General features: G+C 74.2%; 12 protein-coding genes and 3 pseudogenes. 6 read left to right on the forward strand and 9 right to left on the reverse strand.

Features of this window, described 5'->3' with window-relative positions; all coding sequences use genetic code 11:
• Window positions 1-2 precede the first annotated feature (2 nt).
• Together AB0O01_RS07490 and AB0O01_RS07495 are read right to left on the reverse strand one after the other, a co-directional pair.
• On the reverse strand, window positions 3-347 hold the full coding sequence (locus tag AB0O01_RS07490) for a hypothetical protein (RefSeq protein WP_365311532.1): 345 nt from the start codon (window positions 345-347) through the stop codon (window positions 3-5).
• 292 nt (window positions 348-639) lie between these two features.
• Window positions 640-1,281 carry a LysE family translocator gene (locus AB0O01_RS07495; RefSeq protein WP_365311533.1) on the reverse strand — a complete coding sequence of 214 codons (642 nt, stop codon included), beginning with the start codon at window positions 1,279-1,281 and terminating at the stop codon, window positions 640-642.
• An 82-nt stretch (window positions 1,282-1,363) separates the two neighbouring features.
• Here AB0O01_RS07495 and AB0O01_RS07500 point away from each other — a divergent pair, with 82 nt between their 5' ends.
• Complete coding sequence (locus tag AB0O01_RS07500; RefSeq protein WP_365311534.1) at window positions 1,364-1,816, forward strand: Lrp/AsnC family transcriptional regulator; 453 nt, start codon at window positions 1,364-1,366, stop codon at window positions 1,814-1,816.
• 34 nt (window positions 1,817-1,850) lie between these two features.
• On the opposite strand, the gene AB0O01_RS07505 is transcribed toward AB0O01_RS07500, so the two are convergent.
• A complete protein-coding gene (locus AB0O01_RS07505) occupies window positions 1,851-2,486 on the reverse strand; it encodes a TetR family transcriptional regulator (protein WP_365311782.1) in 636 nt (211 codons plus the stop codon).
• 254 nt (window positions 2,487-2,740) lie between these two features.
• On the opposite strand from AB0O01_RS07505, the gene AB0O01_RS07510 reads away from it, so the two are divergent.
• The 3 genes from AB0O01_RS07510 (at window position 2,741) to AB0O01_RS07520 (ending at window position 6,800) form a co-directional block, all read left to right on the forward strand.
• Window positions 2,741-3,457, forward strand: coding sequence for a VOC family protein (locus tag AB0O01_RS07510; RefSeq protein ID WP_365311535.1), 717 nt, complete (start codon window positions 2,741-2,743; stop codon window positions 3,455-3,457).
• 267 nt (window positions 3,458-3,724) lie between these two features.
• Complete coding sequence (locus tag AB0O01_RS07515) at window positions 3,725-6,124, forward strand: serine/threonine-protein kinase (RefSeq protein ID WP_365311536.1); 2,400 nt, start codon at window positions 3,725-3,727, stop codon at window positions 6,122-6,124.
• 193 nt (window positions 6,125-6,317) lie between these two features.
• Window positions 6,318-6,800, forward strand: a complete 483-nt coding sequence (locus AB0O01_RS07520; RefSeq protein WP_365311537.1) for a hypothetical protein — start codon at window positions 6,318-6,320, stop codon at window positions 6,798-6,800.
• A gap of 18 nt (window positions 6,801-6,818) precedes the next feature.
• On the opposite strand, the pseudogene AB0O01_RS07525 reads toward AB0O01_RS07520, so the two are convergent.
• The 4 genes and pseudogenes from AB0O01_RS07525 to AB0O01_RS07540 form a co-directional block, all read right to left on the reverse strand.
• Window positions 6,819-7,422, reverse strand: a pseudogene (locus AB0O01_RS07525) (enoyl-CoA hydratase-related protein).
• Window positions 7,423-7,702: 280 nt separating this feature from the next.
• Complete coding sequence (locus AB0O01_RS07530; RefSeq protein WP_365311538.1) at window positions 7,703-7,834, reverse strand: hypothetical protein; 132 nt, start codon at window positions 7,832-7,834, stop codon at window positions 7,703-7,705.
• Between the two features lie 211 nt (window positions 7,835-8,045).
• Window positions 8,046-8,237, reverse strand: a complete 192-nt coding sequence (locus tag AB0O01_RS07535) for a hypothetical protein (protein WP_365311539.1) — start codon at window positions 8,235-8,237, stop codon at window positions 8,046-8,048.
• Between the two features lie 218 nt (window positions 8,238-8,455).
• On the reverse strand, window positions 8,456-11,341 hold the full coding sequence (locus tag AB0O01_RS07540) for a BTAD domain-containing putative transcriptional regulator (RefSeq protein WP_365311540.1): 2,886 nt from the start codon (window positions 11,339-11,341) through the stop codon (window positions 8,456-8,458).
• Window positions 11,342-11,973: 632 nt separating this feature from the next.
• Between AB0O01_RS07540 and AB0O01_RS07545 the strand changes: the two are divergent.
• Together AB0O01_RS07545 and AB0O01_RS07550 are read left to right on the forward strand one after the other, a co-directional pair.
• Window positions 11,974-12,971: pseudogene (locus AB0O01_RS07545) on the forward strand (hypothetical protein); the annotation flags it as partial.
• A pseudogene (locus AB0O01_RS07550) lies at window positions 12,970-13,152 on the forward strand (aldehyde dehydrogenase family protein); the annotation flags it as partial. The pseudogenes AB0O01_RS07545 and AB0O01_RS07550, both read left to right, overlap by 2 nt.
• Here AB0O01_RS07550 and AB0O01_RS07555 read toward each other — a convergent pair.
• Together AB0O01_RS07555 and AB0O01_RS07560 are read right to left on the reverse strand one after the other, a co-directional pair.
• The gene (locus tag AB0O01_RS07555; RefSeq protein ID WP_365311541.1) at window positions 13,080-13,742 is read right to left on the reverse strand and encodes a DUF6415 family natural product biosynthesis protein; all 663 of its coding nucleotides are present in this window, start codon (window positions 13,740-13,742) and stop codon (window positions 13,080-13,082) included. The pseudogene AB0O01_RS07550 and the gene AB0O01_RS07555 sit on opposite strands and share 73 nt — an antisense overlap.
• A 126-nt stretch (window positions 13,743-13,868) precedes the next feature.
• Window positions 13,869-15,110 (reverse strand): helix-turn-helix domain-containing protein, encoded by a 1,242-nt coding sequence (locus tag AB0O01_RS07560; RefSeq protein WP_365311542.1) that lies wholly within the window; start codon window positions 15,108-15,110, stop codon window positions 13,869-13,871.
• Window positions 15,111-15,374: the final 264 nt, after the last annotated feature.

Raw genomic sequence — 15,374 nt, forward strand, 5'->3', positions numbered from 1 at the left:
GGTCAGTTCACCCTGACCCACAGGTGCGTGCCGTACAGGCCGGCCGACGACCTCGGGGGCTTGTCGGCGCCGCACCAGTAGAAGCCGGTGTTGGTCTGGTTGTACCTGTTCGCCCAGTCCTGGCAGCCCGCGTCGGCCCTGGCCTGGGTGGAGGACCAGTAGGTGTCGAAGACGTACTGGTGCGCGGCTGCCGCCGGGGGCGCGGTCATCGCGACCGTGCCGGTGGCGACGAGGGCCGCGAGCCCCAGTCCTGTCAGGGTCTTGCGCAGGGTCTTGCCGGATGACGTGCCGGATGACGTGCCGGATGGCTTGTCCGATGTCCTGCCCGATGTCTTCCCCAGGCGCATCTCAGGTCCTTTGCCGCTCGGGTCCCGCCGCTCGCCTGGCTCCGGCCCGGGGCGGGACGTTCGGAGTACGGATTTCTGAGTACGGAGTTCGGGGTGACCCTAGGGCCGTCCGGGGTGCCGGGCGCCGCCGGGCGCGAGGGGTGTGCCCGCACAGGCACCCGGTGTGCCCGCTCAGACACCGGCGTGGCAGCGCAGGCATGACCATGACCCCCGCCAGGCATGACCATGGCCCCTCAGGCATGACCACGGCCCCCTCAGGCATGACCATGGCCCCTCCGGCATGGCGTGCCCCTCACAGCGTCGCCAGTCCCTGCGCCAGCAGGAACGCGCCGATGCCCAGCATCGCCGCCCCGGAGGTGCGGGTCACCGCGCGGGCCGCCGAGGGGCGGGCGCCCAGCACCGCGCGGGCCGTCAGGCCCACCGTCGGATAGACCGCCGCGCAGCACGCCATGTGCAGGGCGCCGAGCACCGCCGTCTGGGCCGGGACGGGCCAGCCGCCCGAGCCGTCCGTGATCAGGAACTGCGGGAGGAGGGAGAGGTAGAGGAGCAGGCCCTTGGGGTTCAGGCCGCTGATCGCCGCACCCCGCAGAAAGGCCGCCCCCGGCACACTCACCCCCCGCACACCCACCCCCCGCTCACCCCCCTGCGCAGGAACCCCCGGCCGCCGCAGCACCCCCCACCCCAGCCACACCAGATACCCCGCGCCCACCACCGTCAGCGCGGTCAGGGCCGTCGGCGAACCCGCGACCAGCACCGCGAGGCCCGCCACCGCCAGCGCGGTGTGCAGGGCGTAGCCGGCGACCAGGCCCGCCACCGCCGGGAGCGGGGAGCGGTCGCGCAGGCCCGCCGAGATCGCGTAGGCCCAGTCCGCGCCCGGGATACAGACCAGCAGCAGGTCCAGGGCGAGAAAGGCGAGCAGGGTTCCCGAGTCCATGGTGGGGACATTAGGCGGGAATCGGGGGAAAAAGGTTGCGGAGTTTGCTCCGGATCGAGGGTTCTGGGGGAGAATCTTCCCCATGGACGACCTGGACCGGAAGATTCTTGCCGAGCTTCAGCAGGACGGGCGGCTGACCGTCACCGAGCTGGCCGCGCGGGTGCGGCTGAGTGTGTCGCCGTGCCACCGGCGGCTGCGGGAGCTGGAGCGGTCGGGGGCGATCAGCGGGTACCGGGCGGTGGTGGACCCGGTGGCCGTGGGGCTGGGCTTCGAGGCGCTGGTCTTCGTGTCCATGCGGCAGGAGGACCGGGAGACGGTCGCCGAGTTCGAGCGGGCGGTGGGAGAGGTGGCGAACGTGGTGGACGCGCAGCGGCTGTTCGGCGAACCGGATTACCTGCTGCGGGTGGTCGCGGCCGACCTCGCGGCCTACCAGCGGCTCTACGACGAGCGGCTGGCCGCGCTTCCGGGGGTGCAGAAGCTGACGTCGACACTGGTGATGAAGCATGTGGTGCGGGACCGGGGGCTACCGGCCTGAGCGGGCCCACACGGGTGGAGAACGGGCGCGACGGTTACTTCGTCGGCTTCTTCCCCGTGATCCCCAGATGGACCAACAGCGCGAGATTGGGCTTGAGTTCCGCCTGCTTCACACCCCAGGACTGGAAGCCCTTCTGGTGGGAGGCGACGGCGGCGAGCATCGCGACCAGCGCCCCCGCGACGGCGGCCGGATTGACGTCCTTGTCGACCCGGCCCTTGGACTGGAGCTCGGCGACCGCGTCCGCGAGGGAGCTGTTCACCGAGTTGAGGATCTTCATCCGGAGCTTGTAGAAGCGTTTGTCGCCCTCCGCCGCGCCGAGGTCGACGACCCTGAGGATCGCGTCGTTGCGGCGCCAGAAGTCCAGGAATCCGTCCACGAGTTCCTGGGCCGTCTGCCAGCCCGCCTTGCCGACCCAGGAGCGGCCTTCGAGCAGCTCGGTCAACCCGGCGCCCTCGGCGGCCATTTGCTCCGCGATCTCCAGAACGGCGCCCTCGACGTCCGGAAAGTACTGGTAGAACGTCGCGGGTGAAGTGCCCGCCTTCCGGGCGACATCGATGACTTTGACGTCCCGGTAGGGGGAGGAGCTGAGCATCTCGCTGAGGCAGTCGAGCAGCTTCTGCCGGGTCGCCTGCCCACGCCGGCCGGCCACGCGGCCGTCGACGGTACGCACTTGTCCTGTCATGCCGTCAGCTTACCGAGGGGTGATCGGAGCGCTATTCGGCCGACTGCAAATGGGGTGCACGGGGGTGCGGAGGGATCCATTCCTGGTGGGCGAGGTGTCGGGGTCGCCGTTAGTTTGGCGGTATGGCCGAAAACAGCGGATCCGTGGATGCTGAGGGGAACGCAGGAGGGAACGCCGAGGGGAACGCAAGGGGGAGCGCGGAGGGGTATCCGGGGGGATACCCGGAGGGCGTCCCCTGCTGGGTGGACGCCCAGCTCCCGGACGTGGCGGCGGGCAGGCGCTTCTACGGTGGGCTCTTCGGGTGGTCCTTCGAGGAGCGGGCCGACGGTTCGGGGCTGTGGGCCCGACTGGACGGGGAGCCGGTCGCCGGGCTCGCGCCCAAGACGGACGGGCGGATGCCCACCGTCTGGACGGTGTACTTCGCCACCCCGGACGTGGCCGCGCTCGGGCGGCGGATCCGGGACGCGGGCGGACAACTCGTCTCCGCCCCGCTGGGCGCCGGACGGCTGGGCACCGGGGCGCTGGCCGCCGATCCGGAGGGGGCCGTCTTCGGGCTGTGGCAGGCGGGCGGGCACCGGGGCTTCGGCACCCGGCGGGGCCCGGGGACGTTCGTCTGGGCCGAGCTGTACGCCCGGGACACCGGGGCGGCCAACGCGTTCTACGGCGGACTCTTCACGGACGCGCTGTTCGGGCCCGGCGCCACGCCGGAGGTCGGGCGGGCGGCGGTCACCGAGGTGTTCGCCGAGGGCATGCCGCCGCACTTCCTCGTCCACTTCGGGGTGCCGGACTGCGCGGCGGGCCTGGAGCGGGTCACCCGGCTCGGCGGCCGGGTCCAGGCCGAGCCGTTCGTCACGTCGTACGGGACCGTCGGGGTCGTCACCGATGACCAGGGGGCGTCCTTCGCGCTGCTGGAGCGGGCGCCCGGCAAGGGGGGCAGGGAGGCCGCCGCGGAGCGCTGAGCTGGGGATTCGGGGTGGGGGGAAGGGCCGGGGGGCGGGTGCCGGGCGGGTCCGCCGCCGCGTACGGTCCGCCCGACGGGCCTCCCAACGGTCCTCCCATATGCGCACAAGGCCGGAGACACCCCGTTATGTCACCGGGTTCGCAACCTGGGCGCCGGACAGGAACAATCGGGGTGCGTACCGCCTCGGCGGTGCGGTGGTGAGACGCTGCACTTCGGTCGTGTCCATGTCCGGGGACGCGGCTCGTACGGGGAGGTGGCAGGCTAAGTGGTGGATCAGCTGACGCAGCACGATCCGCGGCGGATCGGTCCGTTCGAGGTGCTGGGACGGCTGGGCGCGGGCGGCATGGGGCTGGTCTATCTGGCGCGCTCGGCGTCCGGACGCCGGGTGGCGATCAAGACCGTGCGCACCGAACTCGCCGAGGACCAGCTCTTCCGGGTCCGGTTCACCCGGGAGGTCGAGGCGGCCCGCGCGGTGTCCGGCTTCTACACGGCCGCCGTGGTCGACGCCGATCCCCGGGCCGCCGTCCCCTGGCTGGCGACCGCGTACGTGCCCGCCCCCTCGCTGGAAGAGATAGTGAACGACTGCGGGCCGATGCCCGCGCAGGCGGTGCGCTGGCTGGCCGCCGGGGTCGCCGAGGCGCTCCAGTCGATCCACGGCGCCGGACTGGTCCACCGCGACCTCAAGCCGTCCAACGTCCTGGTCGTCGAGGACGGCCCCCGGGTGATCGACTTCGGTATCGCCTCCGGTGTCTCCAACACCCGGCTGACCATGACGAACGTCGCCGTCGGCACCCCCGCCTACATGTCCCCCGAGCAGGCCAAGGACTCCCGGTCGGTGACCGGCGCCAGCGATGTGTTCTCGCTCGGCTCCACCCTGGTCTTCGCCGCCACCGGCCATCCGCCCTTCCATGGCGCCAACCCGGTCGAGACGGTCTTCATGCTGCTGCGCGAGGGCCCGGACCTGGAGGGCCTGCCCGAGGAACTGCGTCCGCTGATCGAGTCCCTCATGCAGATGGAGGCCACCGCCCGGCCCAGCCCGGCCGACCTCCAGGCCCAGCTCGCCCCGCATCTCTTCGGCTCCGGCTCCGACGACAGCGGTACGGCGTCGGCCTGGCTGCCCGAGAAGGCGGTCACCCTGATCGAGTCCCGCCGCGGCGGCCGTCCCGCCCCCCGCCCCGCCCCGCACGGCGGGCGCAGCGCCGGGGGACGCCCCCCGGTGCCTCCCCCGCCCGCCCACGCGCCCCACGCGCCCCCGGTCCCGCCGCACGCCCCTCACTCCCCGCACGCGCCCCACGCCCCCGTGCCCGGCCCGGCCGCCGCCCCCGACGCGGGCCCGGTGCGGCTCGCCGGGGCCGCCGTCCCCATCGGGCCCGGCCCCCGGGTCGCCGACGCCCGCGCCGCCGCCGTCCAGGCGCCCCCGCCCTCGGCCGGTCTGGTCGCCTCCTGGGCCCGCCCCGCCCCCGGCGGCGCCCCCGCCGCCGTACCGGGCGCCCCCGGTGCCGTCGCGCCCGCCGCCCCGGCCGCCGATCCGGCCACCACCGGCTGGCGGCCCTGGCGGTTCCGGATGTCCAACGACGTCTGGGGCACCCCGGCCGTCGACGGCGACCTCGTCTACGTCACCTCCTTCGAGGTGCACGCGCTGGACGTGGCGACCGGGCGGCGCCGCTTCAAGACCCGGGACGTGGCCTGGTCCATGGCCATCGCCGACGGCCGGGTGCACGCCTCCGACGGGCCCACCCTGTTCGCCCTGGACGCCCGCCGGGGCACCGATCTGTGGCGGCTCCAGACCGAGGCGTGGGTGTACTCCCTGAAGGCCGACCGCGGCACCCTCCTGACCGGCACCCGCGGCGGCGGCGTCCAGGCGTGGGAGGCGTCCACCGGGCAGAAGCTGTGGGAGCTGAGCGGCGCCCAGACCGACTTCGAGTCCCCCGAGGCCGGGCCCGCCCTGCACGACGGCACCGCCTATGTCTGGCAGGACGCCCGGCTGCGCGCCCTGGACGCCCGAACCGGCGACGAGCGCTGGTCCTACCCCATCGGGGACGCGGCCTCCTGCGGCGGCGTCCCGGTCCGGCTCACCCCGGCGGCCGACGGGTACGTCTATCTCTCGGCCGGGACCCGGGTCCTCGCCATCGAGGCGGCCGGCGGCCATGTGAAGTGGCACTTCGAGGCCCCGGCGGTGTTCCTCTCGCCGCCCGCCTTCGCCCCCGGGCCCGCCGTCACCGGCGGCGGGGTCTACCTCGCCGACTACCTCGGCACGGTGTACGCCCTCGACGGCGCCGACGGCCGCGACCGCTGGCGGATCGCCACCGAGTCCCGGGCCGCCACCGAACCCGTCCTGGTGGCCGGCGGCCATGTCCATGTCGGCAGCGGCACCGGCCTCTACACCCTGGACGCCGTCACCGGCACCCCCAAGTGGCGGTTCCAGGCGGGCGGCGACATCGTCGGCGCCCCCTCGGTCGCCGAGGGCCGGATCCACTTCGGCTCCACCGACCGGCTGCTCTACACCCTCAAGGCCGACGACGGCCGGCTGCGCTGGAAGCTCGCCACCGGCGGCGAGATCACCGGCTCCCCGGTGGTGCGGGACGGCATCGTGTACGCGTGCAGCAAGGACCGCTGCGTCTACGCCCTCGACGCGGAGAAGGGCACCGGGACCGCCCGTACGTGACAGCGGGTGCGACGGCCGTCGCGCCGGACGTGGAAGGGGTGCCGGGGACGACGGCCGCCCGCGCGGGACGGGGTCTTCACCCGCCCGCAGGGCAGACGCTACGCCCCGTTGGGGCAACCCGCACGTGGGGCCGACCGGGGCTGGCTAAAGTGCCCGTATGTATGTACGGGGACATGTACTCAAACTGACCGCGGTGTCGGCACTCGTGATGCTGACCCTGACCGGATTCTCCACCACCGGCGGCAAGTCGAAGAGCGGCGGCAGCAAGAGCGGTGGGGGCGGGGGAGGTTGCAGCAGCTCGAAGCAGGACCACGACTCGTCGTCCGCCACGGGGGGCTACAACACCCGGCCCACCAACGCCGCCCCGACCCCCACGGCGACCGGGGGAAGTTCGGGACCGCTGAAGGACGGGGTGGCGCGGGTGCTGGCCTGCGCGAGCGCCGAGCAGCCGTACGCGCTCATCGAGGTCCGCAATCCCAACCGCGCCAAGACCGCGTTCTCGGTCACCGTCCACTTTGAGGACGCCCGGGGTGAGGACGTCGACGTCATGACCGAGTCGCTGACCGTCCCGGGCAGCGGGACCAAGGCCGTCCAGGTGCCGTTCGACGTCCAGTACGCCGATGATCTCGTCCGTTGTGTCCTCAGCGACACCGAACCCGAGGCCCGCCGGGCCTGACGCCCCGCGTCCGGCCCCTCACCGCACCCTGAACCCCCCGGCCCGCCGCCCGGCGAACAGCTCCGCCCGGCGGCCGGCCGGGAGGTTCCCGAGCGCGATCAACTACGGTGCGCGCCTGCACGAACCCGCCCGCCTGCGCCGCCCGGACGGTCCCCTGCACGGCCGCCGACGGATACCCGGCGACGACCTCCGCGCAGACCACCGCCGCCGCGAGCGCCCCGCCGGGCGCGGTCACCTCCGACACCGGCCCGGTCTCGTACGCCCGGCGCGCCCCGATCCGCTCGGCGCCGCCCATCAGCACCATCCGGGCCACCTCCCCGGGCGGCATCCGCTGCGCCAGGTACATCGACTCGTACGCGCTGACCATCCCGTAGAGGTTGTCCAGCATGAACGGGGCGCCGGGCTCGGGTACTTGGGTGTCGGCGCGGTCGATGCCGGTGCAGGGGACTCGGTCCCCGACACCGGTCAGGACGATCGCCCGGACGGTGCCGTCGTGCCGGAACTCCCGCCGGGCGGCGGCCAGTCGGGTGAGAGTCGGGTGGTCGAGGGCGTCGAGACGGTGGGGGCGGTGGGGGCGATTCAGGGTGACGACGGCGACCCCGGTGTCCGGGTCGGCGGTGATGTGCGGGGTGGTGGGGGTGGGGAGCGGGTGGGCGGTGCCGGTCCAGGGGCGGGGCCCTGCTGCCCCTACCGAAGCCGACTGCGGCTCGGCACCCGGCCACCCCTCCCCGGGCCCACTGCGGCCCGGTGCCCGGCGGCTCCTGTCCGGGTCAATCGCTGCGCCCTGCCGCGCCTGCCGGGACCCACTGCGCCCGGCGCCCGGCCGCCCCTGCCTCGACCCCGTCCCGGCCCAGTGCCAGGCTGCTGCCCCTCCCCGGGACTCTCGCGGCGCGCCCCGCTCCCTACCGGGAAGCCCCGGCGCTGCCCCGGGGCGGGGTGGGCATGCTGTTGTCCGCCGCGGCGGGGGCGGTGGCGGCGGCCGTGATGCCCAGGACGAACACCAGGGCGGCGAGGAACTTCTTGGTCCGGCTCACTGCGCGACTCCTCGTTTCTCGTTTCCTCGTTGATGTACGGCGGCGGCCGTGCGGCGGATGCACGTCACGCTAACCGCGGGCGGTCGCCTTCCGCGCGGTGCGCGCGGGTTCCCGCCAGGATGTGGCCGGGGCCGGGGTCTTGACGGACCGGACCCGGGCCGCGGCGGCGCCCCCTCCCTGCCGCCGCGGCCGTCCCCGTAGAAGTGGTGGTCTACTTGCCGTCGCGGGTGAGGTCCAGGGCCGGCGGGGCGGGCATCTGGTTGTCCTTGGTGACCAGCGGCTCGTCGCCCTTGGGCGGCGACGGCATCTGGTTGTCCTTGGGGACGATCAGCTCGTCCGCCGCGGGCGGAACCGGAACCTGGGTCTCCGGCGGAGTGGTGGGTGTGGCCTTCTGCTCGCTCATCGGTTGTACTCCTCTGCAAGAACGAGGGCGTTGTGACGAACGTCCGCCCGGCGATTCCCCCGAAGGACCGCCGGGCGGACGCCCGGAGCCGCACACTACCCACGCAGCTCCCCGTCCGGCCGTCTGCCCCCCGACGCGACGACCCGACGGATATGAGCATGTCGGGCCGGGATAAACGAACGCTGAACGCCCCTACAGGGGGACGGTGTCCGACCCGGTCAGGCCGCCGCTGCGGGGGTCAGCAGGGCGCGCACCTGGTCGGCCTCGACGGCGCCGTTCTCCTCGAACAGCCGCAGTGCCTCGCGCCAGCAGACCTGGGCGCGGTCCACCTGGCCGAGCGCCTCCAGGGCCCGGCCCAGCAGGGTGAGGACATGGCCCCGCATCCGGTCGCCGCCGATGCAGCCGATGGCCAGGGACTGTTCGGCGTGCTGGGCGGCGGGGGCCGGGCGGCGGGCGGCGAGGTGCGCCTCGGCGATCCGGAAGTGCGTGGTGCCCTCCCACAGCCGCTGGCGGTGGTGGACGAAGACGGTCAGGGCATCGCCGAACTGGCCGAGCGCGTCCGCCGGGCGGCCCGCGGCGGTCAGCGCCATGCCCAGCGCGTAGTGCCCGTTGGCCAGCCGCATGGTCCGGCCCAGCTCAGACAGCAGGGCCAGCCCGTACTGGGCGATCTCCACGGCCCTGGCGATGTCACCCATGGACAGATGGGCGCGGGAGAGGTTGAACAGGGTCGTGGCCTCCCCGGCCCGGTTCCCGGCCGTGCTGTAGCCGCGGATCGCCTGCTCGAAGAAGATCTCGCCGTCCCGGTAGCGGTGCTGGTGCAGGGCGATCAGGCCCCGGTCGTTGGCCGCCCAGCTCCCGGCCGCGAGGTCCCCGGCCTCGGCGGCGCGCTCCATGGCGAGCCGGGCCTCCTCCCCGGCCTGCTGGATCCGGCCGGAGACGAGCAGGGCGTTGGTGAGCGTGGTGCGGGCGCGGCCCTCGGCGCGGATGTCCCCGGCGGTCTGCGCCGCCTCGCAGGCCGCCACCGCCGTCGCCTCGTACTGGCGGGCGTTGGCGCCCGACTCGGTCAGGTCCTTGGCCGCCCACAGCAGATCGACCGCGCGGCGCAGTCTGCCGGTGACGACCGACTGCCGGACGCAGGCCAGCAGGCACTCGCCCTCGGCGTACAGCCAGTCCAGGGCGGCGCCCGCGGTCTCGAAGCGCAGCCCCGCGTGCTCGGTGGGTTCGAGGTGGTCGACCAGCAGGTCCCCGGGCCGCTCGATCGCGTACACCCCCGCCGCCGTCGCCAGATAGAAGTCCAGCACCCGCGACATCGCCGCCGCCCGCTCGCCGGGCGGCTGTTCGTCGCGTTCCGCGCAGGCGCGGGCGTACAGGCGGACGAGGTCGTGGAAGCGGTAGCGCCCGGGTGCCGCCGACTCCAGCAGGGACGTGTCCACCAGGGACTCCAGCAGGTCCTCGGTGTCGTGGGCGGGCAGGTCGAGGACGGCCGCGGCGGCGGCCAGGGAGATGTCGGGGCCGTCGGCGAGGCCCAGCAGACGGAAGGCGCGGGCCTGGGCGGGCTCCAACTGGCCGTAGCCGAGTTCGAAGGTGGCCTCCACCGCCAGGTCACCGGCCTGGAGTTCGTCCAGCCTGCGGCGTTCGTCGGCGAGCTTGGCCGCCAGCACCGACACCGTCCAGGTGCGCCGGGCGGCCAGCCGGGACGCGGCGATGCGGATCGCCAGCGGCAGGAACCCGCACGCGGCGACCACGTCGAGCGCCGCCTCCCGCTCGGAGCGCACCCGCTCCGCGCCGACGATCTTCGTGAACAGGGCCAGCGCCTCGTCCGGGGACATCACGTCCAGGTCGACCAGGTGCGCGCCCGCGAGGTCCACCATCCGGATCCGGGAGGTGACCAGCGCCGCGCAGCCCTCCGTGCCCGGCAGCAGCGGTCTGACCTGGGCCGCGTCCCGGGCGTTGTCCAGCAGGACCAGCACCCGGCGCCCGTCCAGCAGGGAGCGGTAGAGCGCGGCGCGCTCCGGGAGGGTGTCCGGGATCGCGGCGTCCGCCCGGCCGAGCGCGCGCAGGAACGCGCCCAGCACCGCCTCCGGTTCGGCCGGGCGGGGGCCGGTGCCCTGGAGGTCGATGTAGAGCTGGCCGTCGGGGAAGGCGGTGCGGGAGCGGTGGGCCACGTGCACGGCGAGGGTGGTCTTGCCGACGCCGCCGATCCCGGCGACCGCGGAGAGCGCCATCACCCGGCCCTGAGCCGAGGCGAGCACCTCGCTCAGCTCCTGGACGAACCCGGTGCGCCCGGTGAAGTCCGGGACCGTCGCCGGGAGCTGTGCCGGGCGCACCGCCGCCACCGTGGGCCGCACCTCCGGTGCCGACGGCTCGGCGAGCGCCGGGTCGGCGCGCAGGATGCGCTCCTGGAGTTCCGCGAGCCCGGCCCGGGGGTCGACGCCGAGTTCCTCGCGCAGCAGGCGGCGGGTGTCGGCGTAGACGGCGAGCGCCTCGGCCTGGCGTCCGCTGCGGTACAGGGCCAGCATCAGCAGTTCGCGCAGCCGTTCGCGCAGGGGGTGGGCGGCGGTGAGCGCGGTCAGTTCGGAGACCGCCTCGGCGTGGCAGCCCTGTTCCAGGTCCATGTCGAGGCGGGATTCGAGGAGTTGCAGCCGCCACTCCTCCAGGCGGACCCGCTGGGCGTCGGCGTAGGGGCCGGGCACCCCGGCCAGCGGCTCGCCGTCCCACAGGGCGAGGGCCCGGCCGAGCGCCTCCCGGGCCCGGCCCAGGTCGCCGGAGCCGCGCGCCTTCTCGGCGTCGCCCGCCAGTTCCTGGGCGACCGCCAGATCGAGGGTGCCGCCGCCTGCCGTATCGAGGGTGCCGCCACCTGCCGTCCGGATCGCGTAGCCGCCGGACTCGCTGACCAGCGCGCCCGCGTCGAGGACCTTGCGCAGCCGCGAGGCGTAGGTCCGCAGCGCGGCCAGCGCCTGCGGCGGGGGCTCCTCACCCCACAGCGCGTCGATCAGCTCGGCGGCGGTCGCGGTCCGGCCCTCGCGCAGCAGCAGCGCGGCCAGCAGCGCCCGCTGCTGCGGGGAGCCGGTGGGCAGCGGTTCCCCGCCGCGCCAGGCCCGCACCGGCCCGAGCACCCCGAAGCGCAGACCGGGTCCCCGCCCACGGTCCCCGAAGCCCACCGGAACGCCCGGACTTCCCGGAACGCCCGGGACTCTCCGATCTCCCGGACCCCCCGGACCTGCCGGATCTCCTGGACCTCCCGGATCTCCTGGACCTGCCGGACCTGCCGGATCTCCCGGGTTCCCCGAGCCGCCCGGGTGCGCGTCCGCGCGTCCGCCGGATCCCGCTCCGCCCGCGTCCGGACGCCGCTGTGCCGGCACCCGCGGCGGTACCCCGTCCATCGCCCGTCCCCCTAGACATCCTGAACACCCCTGTCAGTTTGCCCTGCGCGGGGCGCATGCGTCAGCTCTGCGAGACGGCGCTCACAACCCGGCACGCGGTATATCACAAGTCCCTCACATCCTCTTCGCCCCTTTGCGCCCAATTCCGGCTCCACCCACCGCCCCACACAGACATGATCCCGAACACCCGCTCCAGATACACCCGCCCGATCCGGGCACATCCACCCGAACCCGCGCACCTGACGGACCGTCAGTCGAGGCAGACGCTGGTCCCTCCCGCCCCGCAAGATCCTCCCCAAGCCGTACGGGAGGTCCCACCCGGCGATGCGGTGTGCGGCCGGTTCGCCGCCGTCGAACCGGTCCCGCGCCAGTTCCTGGCGAGCGCACGGGCCCGGGAGGCGGGCGGCCGGATCGTCGCCCTCACCATGCCGATCCTCACGCCCATGAACATGTCCCTGGGCGCGTTCTGCGCGCTGAACCCGATCCCCGGCTGGGGCGAGATCCTCGCGCTGCCCGCCCCCGAGCGCGTCGGCGGACTGCGGGACGCGCGGGTCCGGGCGGAACTGCCGCGCCGGGCGGACGCGAAGGAGGCGGGGGTGGTGTTCCGCCGCCTGGCGGACTTCGGCCGGTATGTCATCGGCGCCACCTACAGCGCGGCCAACAAGGGTCCGAAGAGGGCGAGTTGGTGATCGGCGCCCTCTCGCTCGCCCTGCCCCGGCCGGGTCGTGGCGGACATCGCCCGCGAGCGCGGCGCCCCGGACCCCTTCGCCTGCCTGGTGGAGATCTGCGCGCGCGACGGCCTGCGGACGGTGCTGTGGCCGATGCCGACCGACGACGACCCGGCGTCCCGGGCGCTGCGCGCCGAGACCTGGCGCCACGAGGATGTCCTGCTGGGCGACTCGGACGCGGGCGCGCGTCTGGACCGCAGGTGTGGGCCCCGTACACGACCCGTTTCCTGGGCGACTGCCTGCGCGGCAGGCGTCTGGTGGGCCTGGAGCAGGCGGTGCGGATGCTCACCGGCGACCCCGACCGGCTCTTCGGCCCGCGCGACCGCGGCCGGATCGAACGGGGCGGGATCGAGCGGGGCGGGATCGGGCGGGGCCGGATCGAGCGGGGCGGGATCGGGCGGGGCCGGATCGAGCGGGGCTACCACGCCGACCCGGTCCTCTTCGACCCCGGGCGGATCGAGGCGGGCCCGGCGACGCTGGTCCACGATCTGCCGGGCGGCGGCCCGCGCCTGGACTCCCGGGCGCTCGGGGTGCGGGCGGTGTGGGTCAGCGGGGTGGAGGCGATCCGCGACGAGCGGGTGAGCGGGGCGGTAGGGGGCCGGGTGCTGCGCTCGGGCCGGAATGCGGGTCGTACGGGAGGGGGTCTTCGGCCCGGTGGTGTGCGTGCTCTCCTTCGGGGACGAGGAGGAGGGCATCGCCCTCGCGAGCGACTCCGAGTATGGCCTGATCGACTACGTCTGGTCGCCGGACCCGGCCCGCGCGTTCAGGGTGGCGCGACGGCTGCGGGCGGGAGGGGTGGGGGTGTGGCTGAGGGTGGGGTGCGGGTCTGAAGGGGGGTGGGGTGTGGGGCGTGGGTAGGGGTGGGGGATTGCTGGTGTGGTGAGGGTGTCGTAGTGGTCGCAGAGGGCCATGACGGAGTGGGCGAGGCGTTGGACGCGGGTCAGTTCTCGGGTGGGTTCGGTGGGGTGTGGGGGTTCATTGAGTCGGCCCCGCGCGGTGGTGATGGTGGTGAGGGCGAGGGTGGCGGGGATGTCGTCGGGAGGGAAGGAGAGGGCGAGGTGTTCGGTGGGTGGGATGAGGGCGGTGAGGTAGGTGGGGAAGTCGCGTGCGAAACGGTGGGTGGTGGCGTTGCGGGGGAGGGTGGTGCGGTCGAGGAGCCAGGAGGCGTAGGCGCGCATGATGGCGGTGGAGGAGGGGAGGGGGGAGGGTTCGGTGACGGGGTGGTGGCGGTGGAGGGGGCAGGCGCAGGGGGCGAGTTGGGGGCCGCGGATGTCGGGTGGGGGTTCGTAGCCGTGGGGGACGATGACGGTGGTTGTGGGGGTGGTGGCGGTGCCGTCGGGGGTGACGGTGTAGACCTCGATGGTCATTTTGGCGCTGGGGGTGTTCGTCGTCATGTGGGCGTTCCCTTGCTGCTGCAGGGGGGTGGGGCCCCGGGCCGTCGCTGGAGGCGGTCGCCCGGGGCGTGCTGCTGCCCCGCAATGGAAGCGTCCGGACACGCGGAGTGACAGGGACGTGACGTCCTAGTTTGTCGACGTTGTTGGGTGCCGCTGCGCGTCGAGGCCCAGGAACTCCGCCAACGCCCGCAGCCCCGGCGGATGGTTGGGAAGCGCCCAGAGGTCGCGGACGATGGCCACGGCGAGGGTGTGGTGCCGCATCCAGGTCGGGGCGGCCCGGCGGAGCGATGCGAGCGCCCTCACCGCGCCCGCCGCGTCGCCGAGGTCGGTGTGGGCGCGGGCCACGTCGAGCAGGAGCCAGGTGCGCCAGGACGGCGGGACGTCCTTGTCCAGCCGCATGCCCTTCGCCAGGTCCAGGGCGTCCTGCGGATGTCCGTACTGAACGGCCAGCCGGACCCGCTCGATCCGCACGGACGCCGGGCTGAACACACTGACCATGCGGTGGTCGCCGCCCTGCGGCAACCCCGCCACCCGGGCGGCCTCGGTCTCGGCGTGCGCCATCAGCGCGTTGGCCCGGTCGTAGTCGTTGCCGCGCGCGGCGGACGTGGCGGCGGACATGGTGAGCGCGCCCCAGACCTTGAGGCCGTCGGCGGTGGTGGTGTGCCCGTCGTCCCTGATGCGGTCGGCGGCGTGGAGGGCGATGCCGAGGGCGTCGTCGAGGCGCCCCTGCCGCTGGTAGGTCCAGGCGACGGAGTTGACGATCATCGGTGTCAGCAGAGGGTCGGCGGCGCGGCCCGCTGCCTGTATCGCCCGCTCCAGGCTGATGAGCGCGAGATCGGTCTTGCCCATCCGTACGGCCACATGACCGGCCAGTTGCAGGGCCTTGCCCAGCGCCGCGAACCCGGCCGCCCTGTCGTCGTCGCCCGGCGAGGCGGCGGCCGTGCGCGCGTCGGCGATCAGATCCGGCAGGGCCTTCATCACGGTGTCGAACTCGGCGGAGTGGTACTGCGTCCAGCCGTCCGCGATCCGCTCGCGCAGGGTGTCCGGCGAGAAGCCGGGCCCCGGCGGCTCGGGCTCGGGCCCCCAGAGCACCGGCATGACGGCCCGGCGCACGGCCACGAACCGCGGGCCGTCGTTCTCCCCGGTCGAGCCGAGGGCGGGCGGGTCGCCCAGAAGCGTGGTCAGCTCCACGCCGAGACCGTTCGCCAGCGCGTGCAGGGTGGGCAGCCGGGCCGAGTGCTTACGGCCCTGTTCGAGCTGTCGGATCACATCGACGGACACCTCTGACCGCTCGGCCAGTTCCTCCTGCGTGAGGGAGGCCAGGCGGCGCAGGCGTCGGAGGGTTCGTCCCAGGTCTTCGGTCGCCACGGGGTCACGGTACGCCGCCGGGGCCTTCGCCTGACCGGGTCGGGGTCTCCCCTCACCGGGGCGGGGTGGGGTCCGGGGTCCTGGCACGGGTGCCAGCCGAGGTGTGCGGGATCGAGGCCCCGCCCGGTCCCCGCCGCCCTTCGGCCACCGTCACCCAACCGGACCACGCTGACCGGCCCCGGACGAAACACCTGACGGACGATGACTGTTGTGAACGGCAGGACATCGACGAGCAATGCCCAGCCGTGGCCGGCAGTGGCCGGC

This window comes from Streptomyces sp. NPDC093252, from assembly GCF_040683675.1.
Classification (GTDB): domain Bacteria; phylum Actinomycetota; class Actinomycetes; order Streptomycetales; family Streptomycetaceae; genus Streptomyces.